At 42.6% G+C, this 12,612-nt stretch carries 11 protein-coding genes; 6 read left to right on the forward strand and 5 right to left on the reverse strand.

The window, feature by feature from the left end; genetic code table 11:
• Nucleotides 1–62: 62 nt before the first annotated feature.
• Both purN and purM read right to left on the reverse strand, forming a co-directional pair.
• Entirely contained in the window at nucleotides 63–755 is a 693-nt protein-coding gene (gene purN, locus JMX75_RS09965) for a phosphoribosylglycinamide formyltransferase (protein WP_201532207.1), read from the reverse strand.
• Nucleotides 755–1,804, reverse strand: coding sequence for a phosphoribosylformylglycinamidine cyclo-ligase (purM, locus tag JMX75_RS09970; protein ID WP_201532208.1), 1,050 nt, complete (start codon nucleotides 1,802–1,804; stop codon nucleotides 755–757). The genes purN and purM overlap by 1 nt, the downstream gene beginning before the upstream one ends.
• Nucleotides 1,805–2,167: 363 nt before the next feature.
• Here purM and JMX75_RS09975 point away from each other — a divergent pair, with 363 nt between their 5' ends.
• The 3 genes from JMX75_RS09975 to JMX75_RS09985 all read left to right on the forward strand — a co-directional run bounded on the left by JMX75_RS09975 (nucleotide 2,168) and on the right by JMX75_RS09985 (nucleotide 5,116).
• On the forward strand, nucleotides 2,168–3,274 hold the full coding sequence (locus JMX75_RS09975) for an AI-2E family transporter (protein ID WP_011514175.1): 1,107 nt from the start codon (nucleotides 2,168–2,170) through the stop codon (nucleotides 3,272–3,274).
• A gap of 272 nt (nucleotides 3,275–3,546) precedes the next feature.
• A complete protein-coding gene (hda, locus tag JMX75_RS09980; protein ID WP_011514174.1) occupies nucleotides 3,547–4,359 on the forward strand; it encodes a DnaA regulatory inactivator Hda in 813 nt (270 codons plus the stop codon).
• A 55-nt stretch (nucleotides 4,360–4,414) separates the two neighbouring features.
• Entirely contained in the window at nucleotides 4,415–5,116 is a 702-nt protein-coding gene (locus JMX75_RS09985) for a DUF2057 family protein (protein ID WP_201532209.1), read from the forward strand.
• A 94-nt stretch (nucleotides 5,117–5,210) separates the two neighbouring features.
• Here the strand turns inward: JMX75_RS09985 and JMX75_RS09990 are convergent, their stop codons facing one another.
• Together JMX75_RS09990 and JMX75_RS09995 are read right to left on the reverse strand one after the other, a co-directional pair.
• Entirely contained in the window at nucleotides 5,211–5,696 is a 486-nt protein-coding gene (locus tag JMX75_RS09990) for a Dps family protein (protein ID WP_011514172.1), read from the reverse strand.
• A gap of 241 nt (nucleotides 5,697–5,937) precedes the next feature.
• Nucleotides 5,938–6,600 (reverse strand): YcxB family protein, encoded by a 663-nt coding sequence (locus tag JMX75_RS09995; protein WP_181209819.1) that lies wholly within the window; start codon nucleotides 6,598–6,600, stop codon nucleotides 5,938–5,940.
• Nucleotides 6,601–7,050: 450 nt separating this feature from the next.
• On the opposite strand from JMX75_RS09995, the gene serS reads away from it, so the two are divergent.
• A complete protein-coding gene (gene serS, locus JMX75_RS10000) occupies nucleotides 7,051–8,337 on the forward strand; it encodes a serine--tRNA ligase (RefSeq protein WP_201532210.1) in 1,287 nt (428 codons plus the stop codon).
• A gap of 312 nt (nucleotides 8,338–8,649) precedes the next feature.
• Entirely contained in the window at nucleotides 8,650–10,647 is a 1,998-nt protein-coding gene (tkt, locus tag JMX75_RS10005; protein ID WP_201532211.1) for a transketolase, read from the forward strand.
• Between the two features lie 77 nt (nucleotides 10,648–10,724).
• On the opposite strand, the gene JMX75_RS10010 is transcribed toward tkt, so the two are convergent.
• Entirely contained in the window at nucleotides 10,725–11,327 is a 603-nt protein-coding gene (locus JMX75_RS10010) for a YceI family protein (protein WP_133105044.1), read from the reverse strand.
• 257 nt (nucleotides 11,328–11,584) lie between these two features.
• On the opposite strand from JMX75_RS10010, the gene JMX75_RS10015 reads away from it, so the two are divergent.
• Nucleotides 11,585–12,601: an NERD domain-containing protein gene (locus tag JMX75_RS10015; RefSeq protein WP_133105043.1), complete on the forward strand. Its 1,017-nt coding sequence runs from the start codon at nucleotides 11,585–11,587 to the stop codon at nucleotides 12,599–12,601.
• Nucleotides 12,602–12,612: the final 11 nt, after the last annotated feature.

Below are 12,612 nucleotides of genomic sequence, written 5' to 3' on the forward strand. Positions count from 1 at the left end.
GGGCTTTTTTGTGGTCGATAGTTTGAAATGAGTGCTATCTTTCTGTGCTTGTTGCCATTGTTTTAACTGTTTAAATATAGCTTAAAAGGTAGCATCGGCATACAGGTGCGTTGCTGATTTAATAATTGCTCGTTGTTCAACGATAATACACCTTTGGCTAGTAGCAAAATTGTCCAAGGTAACAGCTGATGCTCAAGCTTTTGCACGCGCGTTTGCAAACTGCCAGCAGTATCTTTTTGATGCACTGCTAGCCATGCTTGGGTTAGTACAGCACCTGCGTCGAGCTCAGCGGTAACGACATGAATGCTACAGCCGTGCTGACGCTCACCTGCTTGAATAACACGCTGATGAGTATCCAAACCTTTATAAGCAGGCAAGAGCGCAGGATGCAGATTAATCATTGGTGCTGGCGTGTTATCAATAAAACCAGCACTTAAAACACGCATAAAACCAGCTAACACAATTAGGTCAGGTTGCCATGTGGTTAGTTGGGCGCTGGCATGACTCTCAAAAGTTTTGATTCCCATGCGTTTGCCACTAGCAACGTGAGATAAGACCGCCACTGGAATGTCAGCATCTTTAGCGCGTGCGATGGCATAAGCGTCTTCACGGTTACTAATAACGCCGACAATCTCAATTGGTAGCGCACCAGCTTGCATAGCATCAATCAATACTTGTAAGTTGCTACCACTACCAGATACCAAAACGGCAATGCGTAACGGCTTGTTATGAATTTTTGTATGGCTGTCTGACATTAACGGTACACCACAGCATCCGCTTCGCGACTAACCATTTCACCTAATTTCCATGCTTTTTCGCCAGCATCATTCAAGGTTTGGATAGCAGCTTCTGCTTTATCTTTTGGTACGACGATAACAAACCCAACGCCGCAGTTAAAGGTACGATACATCTCGCTTTGCTCGATATTACCTTGGGTTTGTAACCAAGTGAACAGCTCTGAGAACTGCCAGCTATTCGTATCGATGCTAGCGGCTAGCGTTTCAGGTAATACACGTGGCAGGTTATCGGTTAAGCCGCCGCCAGTGATATGTGACATCGCATGTAGGGATGAGCTACCAAGTGTATCTTGCAATGCTTTGATCGCTTTAACATAAATACGTGTCGGTGCCATTAAGGCATCTTGGATAGACTGACCATCTAGCTGCTCATTGCTACTAGTCACATCCACACCGCTGACTTCAATGACTTTACGTACCAATGAGTAGCCATTAGAATGCGCGCCACTTGAAGCAAGGGCAATCAGTACATCGCCTTCAGCCACATTTTCGCCAGTGATAACTTCCGCTTCTTCAACCACACCGACGCAGAATCCCGCTAGGTCATAATCGTCGTCCTGATACATGCCTGGCATCTCAGCCGTTTCGCCGCCGATAAGCGCGCAATTTGATAATTTACAGCCTTCACCTATACCCGTAACAACAGTAGCTGCAACATCGACGTCAAGCTTACCAGTTGCATAGTAGTCTAAGAAAAACAAAGGCTCAGCACCGCAAACCAATAAGTCGTTGACGCACATGGCGACCAAGTCGATACCAATGGTGTCATGTCGGTTCAATTGTAATGCCAGTTTAAGCTTAGTGCCCACACCGTCAGTACCCGAAACTAGTAAAGGTGAGGTATAACCAGTCGGGATGCGACAAAGCGCCCCAAAGCCGCCAAGTCCGCCCACCACTTCAGGACGTGAGGTGGCTTTTGCCACGGATTTAATACGTTGCACCAACGCATCGCCAGCATCAATATCAACGCCAGCATCTTTGTAGCTTAAAGAAGGCTTGTTACTCATGGTCATCTCACAAATTTTATAGGGAATGAAGGTCAGTCAGTAAAAACGCGTGTCGGTCATATGAATTTTGCAGATTGTGCGCGCATTATACCCAAAAATCACCCTTACTCGCAAAACAACTTGCTTTTATTTGACCTAAATTTGATTGATATCTATCTAATATTTCAGAAAGACGGCAATAAAGATGACATGAAAATTAAGAAACAAAAAATGACGGCTTTTTTATAGGACTCTGCGATAATAGAAGGCTAAAATTATGGTCAATAACTGTTTGCTATTGGAATGTTGTCGTTCAATAAGATCTATCATCAACTTTAAATCAAATCACTCTTTTAAATAAGCCCATTCGTAGGACTAGCCTTCATGACAAACCAATCAATAGACCCCTTTTTTCGACGCCTATTTATCGTCGTTGCTATTGTTGTGGCTATGGTTTTATTGTATTTAATGATGCCGGTCATTGTGCCGTTTGTCTTTGCTTTTGTATTGGCTTATTTGTTTAATCCATTGGTTAAACGCTTATCAAAATATATCAAACGTTGGATTGCCATTATTATTGTGTATTCGACGATTACGCTGAGTATGGTGCTACTACTGTGGTGGTTGATACCGACATTGTGGCATCAGCTGCAAGCAGCATGGGATTATCTGCCACAGCTTTTGACTTGGTATAACGAAGTCGTCCGTGAATGGTTTGCTAGTAATAGCCGTATTCGTCTACCAGAGCTTGAGTCTAAGGGCTTCTCTGAGACCTTGGTTGAATACATGCAAACCAATTATAAGTTTGAAGATGCCGGTACCATGATGAGCCAAATACTGGCGTCTAGCATGAACTTTATCAATAATGCTGGGCTGATTGTCCTGGTGCCGATTTTGACCTTTTATTTCTTATTTAATTGGGAGCAACGCTTACATACATGGAAAATGGCGATACCTGCGCCATACTGTAAAAAAGTGATTCAAATTGCGCAAGAGTGTGACCGTGCGTTGATGGCTTTTATTAAAGGTCAGCTATTGGTGATGGTCTTACTAGGTGCTATTTATGCCGTGCAATTGCAGCTTATCGGGCTTGAGCTTGGGCTGATTATTGGTATGGTTGCAGGTATTGCTAGCTTTGTACCGTATTTGGGCTTTGGTATTGGCTTCGTTGCCGCGATTATCGCCTGTCTGTTCCAGTTTGGTCTAGATTGGACGTACTTATCCTTGATTGCTGGCGCATTCTTGATTGGACAAGCTGCTGAAGGCTATATCTTGCAACCGCTACTATTGGGCGACAAAATTGGTCTATCGCCATTATGGGTAATATTTTCGGTACTGGCAGGTGCAAGTTTGCTCGGTTTCGTTGGTATGCTGATTGCGCTGCCAGTGTCTGCTGTCTTGAACGTGTTATTCCGTCATTTTTATACTCATTATCAAACGACTGACTTTTATAAAGGTCGTAAGCAGTTGGCATTGTTTGAAAAAAAATAATGTTGTTGTATGTATAGCTGCCATGAAGTCCTTCAGGTGACAGGACATATCATAGTCATTTGCCTGCGTGATAAAACAGGATTGATTGGGTGTTATGGGTAAAAGACTTGTCAGTCATTTTGCAAATATGTTATATATAGGCGCAGTAGTAACGGTATTGACCTTTACTAGGTTGGCTTTGGCTAAAATGAATTTTACCAAAGTCAGTTTATAAGTATATTAGTCGTTTAGCCTTTTTATTGATTGTGCTACGCAAACCGAGTTGATGATTCATGGCAGAAGCACAGCTAAGTCTCAATCTGGACATAAAGCATGATGCAAGTCTCAGCGACTTCGCCGGTCCGGGTTGGATGTCTATTATCGATGCAGTACGGCAGCTCCATGTCGGCCTGATAGGTCAGCTGTACCTATTTGGCAGTCCTGCTACTGGCAAATCGCACTTATTATCCGCTATTTGTGAGTCGTTTATTGAGATGGACAAGTCAGCGATTTGTCTGTCGTTAAACGAGTTGATTCATACCGATGTCAATGTATTATCATCGCTAGAAAATTTCTCTTTGATTGCGATCGATGATTTGGAAGTCATTGAACAAAACAGTCAATGGCAAGAAGCTTTATTTCATCTGATCAATCGTAGCCGCGAAGGGCAGCGCCAACTTTTATTTGCCGCTAATAAGCCTGCATCCGAGCTACCGTTTCAATTGAGAGATTTGCTCACCCGTTTGGCACAAGCGCCCTCATTTAAAGTACCGACAGGACATGATTTTGCAGACCGCGAAGCATTATTACAGTCGATATTGCGCAGACGTGGTTGGCAGTTTGATGAACGTATTACCAATTATCTGCTCACTGAAGGACCGCATCGTATTGGTGCAATGATGGAGGTGCTCAATTACATTCAACCCATGTTCTCCAACTTGGGTCGTAGTAATATATCAAAAGCGGTCATTGCTGACGCGCTGCGTACGATTGATGAGCAGACGCTTGCTGCTGAACTTGCTGATATCGCACAGGAATCGCAAGTAGACAATGATGCCGCTGATCAAGACCATCATACTCAGCATACGATGCCACTTGATTTTTAGCAGTCAGAACACAAACTTTCTATCCGAAATGCTTTTTACTACTATTGGAAAAATTATGAAATCAAATGCGTCTTTGCTAAAAAAACTGTCTATCAGCGCTGTGTTTGTTGGGGCAGCTTCTGTGTCTATGCTGTCTCAAGCGGCAGTTACTTTAGTGGTCGATGATCATATCAAAGTGACGGCAATTAATGGTCAAGAGCTGACACAGAGTCTTCTTCAGCCATTGACCAAGTCATTTACCTTGCAGCCAGGTAAGCATGTGATTACCGCTAAATATGATCGTCTTTATGATCTGCGCCGTGATGAGCATGATTATTTGCGTTCAGGTAACGTCAGTGTTGCCGCTGAATTGGCAGACAATCAGACCTATCGCTTAACCATGCCAAATCAGCCAGAAGACTATGCAGCTGCCAAGAAGTATGCTGAGCGTCCAACGCTTGCGATACAAAGTAATAACACCATCATTGCCAGTCAAGAAAGTGTCGGTGATAATAGCAATAGCTTATTCTCAGGTCTTGGTAAAGCATTAGGTGGCGTATTCGGTGGTAGCGGTGATGCTGAGCTACAAAACCAACGTGCGATAGCTGCACTCGATCAGCCATCCGTAAGTACTAACAAGTCAGTAACTACAGGTGCTACTGTGACGCAAACGACAAGTGTCAACGCATCTACCAGTTCACTTGATCAGTTTATGCAGATTTGGCTACAAGCCACACCTGCTGAGCGTGAAAAAATGCGTCAATGGATGCAAAAGTAAGCTTTGAGATAAAAAAGTAAAAAGATTGCACTTATAAAAAAAGCACCTATTTAGGTGCTTTTTTTATATCTTAGATTTTGTGACTATTCAGCTTTTAGCCCAAAAAAGCATTATACATCCATATTAATTTTTCTTGCTCTTGCACATAAGCATCAACAAGATCTGCTGAACCCTGATCTTCTGCTTCTGCTGCTAGAGTCGATACTTGACGTTGTTCTTCAATTAGCTCTTGTAAACCTGTCACAACGCCTTTAACACAAGTAGTGCCGTCTTTAACGTTCTTATCTTCTTGAATGCTGGTATGCTGAGCAAAATCACTATAAGCATGTAAAGGTGTGCCGCCTAGGGTCAAAATACGTTCAGCGATTTCATCGATTTGGATTTGCAGCGCGGTATATAGCTCTTCAAACTTTGGATGTAAAGTGAAGAAATGCTCACCTTTGACGTTCCAATGATAACCACGAACATTGATATAAAACATATGATAGCTAGATAGCAGACCATTTAACTTGCTGATGACTTCGCTCATATCTGCTTTTTCTAGACCGATCTGGTTAGTGTCGTTATTATTGTTACTCATTATATTATCCTTTTCATTGAGTGTAGGGTTCAAACATCAAGTTATTAAACCTTTAAACTTAAGCAATTTATAGCGAGCGATTATTGGACTAAATCCTAAATGACCGCTTACTACGCGTTACTCAACCTTCGATGCTTACTATTGTAGCAAGCATGCAAAAATAAGTTAAATTAATCAAATTAAAATTTGTAATATATTTTATAAAACAACTAAATCCTTGATCTAACAGAAAGCGCTAAGCCTATTTAGCAGGTATCTGTAAGCTTTCAGAGTTCAGACCTTTCACTGCGACTACTTCTAATAAATGCTGGCGTACCGTATCGATAGGGAATTTTTGCGCTTGCAAGCGTTTAGGAATAATCTGACTGCCTTGCTGACCTTTCATCTCAAACATCATAAAGATATAGTCGTCGGTCTCATCCCAGCTTTTCACAGCGCTCCAAGGAATCACCGCTTGTTGGGTGCTGCCTGCACGCATTTGCATACCGCGCATCTGATTGCTACTAAACATATCTGACTGATTGACCGGCACTGCCATTACCAGACCATGCTTCTGTACACCCAGTTTCATTTGGCGCATCTCGTCAGGCATTTCTTGATCAGCGACTTGCTTTTCAAACTCTCTTTTCACATACCATTTAAAACCAAGCGTACGAACCAGTAGGTAAATAACAACGGCTGCTAGCATCAGCCAAAAAATAATGGTCGAATAACCGGTCAAAAAAACCAGCCCAGCAACGGCTAAAACCACAGCGACTGCCATGATAATCCATTCTTTAAGCTTGATACTCGACAGACCAAATGACGGGCTGGCACTAGAAAATAGCTCATACTGTGCTTGGTGGAATTCTGCCTCGGTTAGGTTTAAGGCAACAGGTTGCAGCGTGTAGGGGTACAGAGCCATAAAGGTTTCTCAAAGACTTATAGTGAAAACGTTAAATTAAAAGCGCCAAACGTCGACAACAAGGTAATATTTGGCTGGAAATAGAATAAAGATATGCGCTTATCTTACCGAAAATCGCCCTTAAATGAAACATATAAGCCACTCTGTTCGCTAATAGACACCATATTTAAGCCATTAGTAAAGGTAAGTCACATTTATAAAGAGCTTGCGACCTTAAATTATATTATTAGCACGTTAATATGAATAACTATTTCCTATTTAAAGATTAAGAGAATAGAAGCTCAAAACTCAGTCAAGAGATGGGTAAAAAACTGCCAAAACATGGTCAAAACAGCCGCAGCTTGGTATTATAGCGGCTACCACCTAATTTTAAGCACAATCGGGCTATAGAGCCCAGATTTTCATTATTTTCACACTTTTTATCCACTTTTAGCGCGACAGGCACCTATTATGATAGACCCAAAACTCTTACGCGGCGATTTGACAGATTTACAGCAGCAATTGGCCACCCGTGGTTATATGCTTGATATGGCGTTCTGGCAAAATATTGAGAACGAACGTAAATCGCTACAAGTAAAGACCGAAGAGTTGCAGTCGCGCCGTAATACAGGCGCAAAACAAGTTGGAGCGCTTAAAAAATCTGGCGAAGATGCTAGTGAGTTGCTTGCTGAGATGCAAAGTGTCAGTGGTGAGATTAAGACAGCTGAAGACGAGCTACGTACCTTACAAGAGCGCATTAGCCAAGCGGCAATGCAAATTCCAAATATCCCAGCAGCAGATGTGCCAGTTGGTACATCAGAAGACGATAACGTCGAAGTACGCAAATGGGGCACACCGCGTGAGTTTGATTTTGAAATTAAAGATCATACGCATATTGGTGAGACACTTGGTATGCTCGATTTTGAAGCAGCAACCAAGCTTACAGGAAGTCGCTTTAATGTCTTAAAAGGACAATTGGCGCAGATGCATCGCGCCTTGATTCAATTCATGCTCAATACCCATACGATGAAGTATGGCTATACTGAAACTTATGTGCCGTATATTGTTAATTCTGAAAGTTTAAAAGGTACAGGTCAGCTGCCTAAGTTTGAAGATGATTTGTTTAAGCTAAGCAATCATACGAATAATGATGACATGGATTTTTATCTGATTCCAACCGCAGAAGTACCGATGACCAACTTGGTACGGGGTGAGCGCTTGGATATCAAAGAGCTGCCATTAAAGTTCACCGCTCATACGCCGTGTTTCCGTAGTGAAGCTGGCTCGCATGGTCGTGATACCCGTGGTCTGATTCGTCAGCATCAGTTTGAAAAAGTCGAAATGGTTAATATTGCCACAGCTGAGCAATCAGATGAGCTGCTTGAAGCGATGACTGGACAAGCAGAATTTATTTTACAGCAGCTTAATTTGCCATACCGCACCGTCAAATTGTGCACCGGTGATATGGGCTTTGCCGCCCAAAAAACTTATGATATCGAAGTCTGGTTGCCAAGCCAAGAGACCTATCGTGAAATCTCAAGCTGCTCAAACTGTGGCGATTTCCAAGCACGCCGTATGGGTACACGTGTTAAAGATGGTAAACAAACTAGTCTTGCACATACCTTAAACGGTTCGGGTTTAGCAGTAGGTCGTACATTATTGGCAGTGATGGAAAATTATCAAAATGCTGATGGTAGTATTACGATTCCAGAAGTATTGCGTCCGTTTATGGGCGGTGCTGACACCATTTTATTATAGTTTTTTGATATGTGGGTTTTTGACATATAGTTATTTGATGAGTGATGCAATTAGTGAGTTGGTATTCAGGCTCGCCGATTGTGTTTTATTACAGTAGGTATCCGTCAAATTGATAAAACTGATACAAATTATTATTAAATACGAACGGTTCTGTCAGCGCATTTTTGCGCTAGATAGAGTGCAAATATGTTAATATTACCCCTGTATTTACAGATTATTCGTTAAGGGCGCCCATTGCGTCCTTATTTTATGACCCTCTGAGTAAACTCTCCTCTTATCCTCCATACTTCTATCCGAATATTAGGACACTCTATGCCAGCTCCAATTAGCGAACGTAAATTAGCCAATGCCATCCGTGTACTGTCGTTCGATGCGGTTCAAAAAGCCAATTCTGGGCACCCGGGTGCACCAATGGGCATGGCTGATATTGCCGAAGTTTTGTGGCGCAAGTTTTTGAAGCATAATCCTGCTGACCCAAGCTGGCACAACCGTGACCGTTTTGTCTTATCAAACGGTCATGGCTCGATGCTGATCTACTCATTGCTACATTTATCAGGCTATGACGTTAGCGTTGATGACCTAAAAGGTTTCCGTCAATTACATTCGAAAACACCAGGTCATCCAGAGCTTGGCTATACGCCAGGTGTTGAAACCACCACTGGTCCATTAGGTCAGGGTATTGCCAATGCGGTTGGTTTTGCAATTGCAGAAAAAACGTTGGCAGCGCAATTTAATCGTGATGGTCATAATATTGTCGATCATCATACTTATGCCTTCTTAGGCGATGGCTGCTTGATGGAAGGTATTAGCCATGAAGTCTGCTCATTGGCTGGCACGTTAGAGCTTGGCAAATTGGTATTTTTCTATGATGACAATGGCATCTCAATTGATGGTGACGTCGACGGCTGGTTCACTGATGATACGCAAGCGCGCTTTGAATCTTATGGCTGGCAAGTTATCAAGGTCAATGGTCATGATACCGATGACATTACGCAAGCGACTGAGCAAGCGATTAAAGAGACGACTAAGCCAAGCTTAATCATTTGCAAAACGACTATTGGCGCTGGTAGCCCAAACAAACAAGGCTTAGCAGCCAGTCATGGCGCGCCACTTGGCGATGATGAAATCGTTTTAACCCGTGATGCATTATCTTGGACGCATGCACCTTTCGAGCTAGATGATGAAATCTATCAAGCATGGGATGGTAAAGCCAAAGGCGACGTCTTACAGAAAAACTGGAACGCGAACTTTGACGCTTATAAGAAGGCTTATCCAGAGTTAGCAACTGAGTTACTTCGTCGTTTAGAGGGTGACTTACCAGCTGATTTTGAGCAAAAAGCGCAAGAGTATATCCAGCAAACTCAAGAGCAGGGCGGTGATGTTGCCAGTCGTAAGGCCAGCCAAAATGCCATCAATACCTTACAGCCATTATTGCCAGAATTACTTGGTGGCTCGGCGGATTTAGCAGGCTCAAACATCACACTATTTAAAGATGCCAAAGGTATCCAAGACGATGACGCTGGCAACTATATCTATTATGGCGTGCGTGAATTTGGTATGACGGCGATTGCTAATGGTATCGCACTACATGGCGGATTTATCCCTTACGTAGCGACGTTCCTCATGTTTATGGAATACGCGCGTAACGCGGTACGCATGGGCGCACTAATGAAGCAGCGCGTCATCCATGTGTATACGCATGACTCAATCGGTCTGGGTGAAGATGGTCCAACGCATCAGCCAGTTGAGCAGTTAACTAGCCTACGTACCACGCCAAATCTACGTACATGGCGTCCTTGTGATGCGACCGAATCTGCAAGTGCTTGGGTAGAAGCAATCAAATCAGAACACAATCCATCAGCATTGATCTTTAGCCGTCAAAGCTTGCCACACCAAGCGCGTGACAGCGAACAAGTAGCGAACATCACTAAAGGTGGTTATGTACTTGCGAAAGAGCAAGGCGAGCTACAAGCGATTATTATCGCGACTGGTTCAGAAGTCGGTCTTGCCATGCAAGCTTACGCGACCTTGAGCGAAAATGGCGTCGGTGTACGTGTGGTCTCTATGCCGTGTGCTGAGATTTTCGTCGAGCAAGACGCTAGCTATCGCGAAGCGGTATTGCCTGCCAATACTCGCGCCCGCGTCGCAGTCGAAGCGGCTCATGTCGATTACTGGTATAAGTTCGTTGGTTTAGACGGTAAAGTGATTGGCATGACGACTTATGGTGAATCAGCGCCTGCTGATGAGTTATATAAAGAGTTTGGTATCACGACTGAAGCCGTGGTTAATGCAGTGAATAGTTTGGTGTAAGTATTTAAAACTGCTAAAAAAAAGAGTTGCTAGGATTTCTAGCAACTCTTTTTTTTGGGTTTTTAAGCTATTTAAAATCAATTAGCAGCAATCAATTTCCCTGATATCTCAAGCGGGATAATATTGCTAATCACTTTTGGAAAAGCGGTAACCCCGTAGTTGTAACGATCTACCAAACCCGTCGCGCGAAATTTTAAGGTAGGTCTAGAGGTGACAGGGTCGTTCTCTACATCTGATAACGTTACCCTCACCGTCAAAGGTTTGGTTTGACCTAATACCGTAAAATCACCGGTCACATTGGCTTCTTTAGCATTTATCATGCTGACTTTTTTAGAAACAAAAGTCATCGTCGGATATTGTTTCGTATTCAAAAGCTCCTTTCGGCGCAAAAATGAATCTCTCAAGCTGCGATCAGTATCGATACTATTGGTAAAAACGGTAAAATTAATGGTAGTGCTTGCAGGTTTATTGACGTCATAATTGATGGCACCATTGACCTTATTGAACCTGCCGTCAGTCGTGGCTTTACCCAAATACTTGACCTCGAACTCGACATTGGTCTTTGGGACGTCCAGTTTCCATTTTTGCGGAACGGTCGCCGCCAATCCCATGACTGGTAATGATAATAGTAGGCAGCTGCTGAGTGTGATTTTCAGCAAAGAGGTGACAGGTGTGGTCATATGTCTGATCCAAAGAGAAATAGGAGGTATATCAGTAGTTAAAATAATTTAATTTAAGTGGTTCTATAGTAATTAATCCGTGCTCTATTCTTTTTAAAATCAATCGACTATAGTAAGGCGATATCCTACTACAATTAAGCGGTTTCAATGTACTATTAAAGTTATAAGTGCTTGAGACGTGTTAGGTAAATGGTTTAAGACAGACAGCATGCTATTTTAATTATAAGTGTTTTTATCTTTTTTATTGGAAGACGATTATGTCCCTCATGTCCAGCTTCAAAGGTGTCTTAGGCGAAACAGTCATTAATGTTGCCATGTGGCTAAAGCTTGAAAAAAACGTCTATCACCGATTAAACGGTATTACCTTGCCAAGAGACAAAGGTGGTAGTACCCAAATCGATCATATCATCGTCTCCGTATACGGCATCTTTGTCATCGAAACCAAAAACTATAAAGGCTGGATATTTGGTAATGAGGCGCAAAGACAGTGGACGCAAGTCATTATGGGTCGTAAGTATAAATTCCAAAACCCATTACGCCAGAATTATTTGCATATTAAAACGCTCGCGGATTTATTAGCATTAGAGATAAGCTACTTTCATTCGATGATTGCGTTCATCGGTGAATGTGAGCTAAAAACTCGCGATGAGTTGCCGGAGCACGTATTGACGAGTGGAATGGTGTCGTATATCAAAAGAAAGCAGGATGAGATATTAAGCGAAGATGAGGTTCAATTTATCGTTGCTCAGATTGAAAGCAATAGATTTAGTAAGTCGTGGCGCACCAATCAAGCCCATAAAGCGTACTTAAAGAATAGGCATAGCAATCCAAGCAAGTCGTCTAGCAATGACCCTAATGGTAATTCAGTTGCTACAACTACTGATAAGTCTACATCTGAGCCGATAGTAAAAGAAACCGCTAAACGAGCCAGGCTGAAAAGCAGAGAAGTGCATCGATGGTCTGGTCAAACTGAGATTGAATCTAGCGATTTACCAATTGATAGTTTGAGTACTCAGCAGATAAGTTCGCCGCATGATATTACTGATAAGGTTTTTCTCACACCCTTTGAGGTTATAGAGACTGAGCCACAAGTGCATTACCCTGCGACACTTGTGGCGATAGACAATATAGCTAATTTCATCCAAGCACCAACTTGCCCGAGATGTAATAGTGAGATGGTCAAACGCGTTGCAAAAAAAGGCGCACATCTTGGGCAGACCTTTTTTGGTTGTAGCCAATTTCCAAAATGTCGCGGAGTAGTCAATACAAATTGAGCCCAAATGAA

Source organism: Psychrobacter sp. LFX-11D, assembly GCF_904846475.1.
Lineage (GTDB): Bacteria > Pseudomonadota > Gammaproteobacteria > Pseudomonadales > Moraxellaceae > Psychrobacter > Psychrobacter cryohalolentis.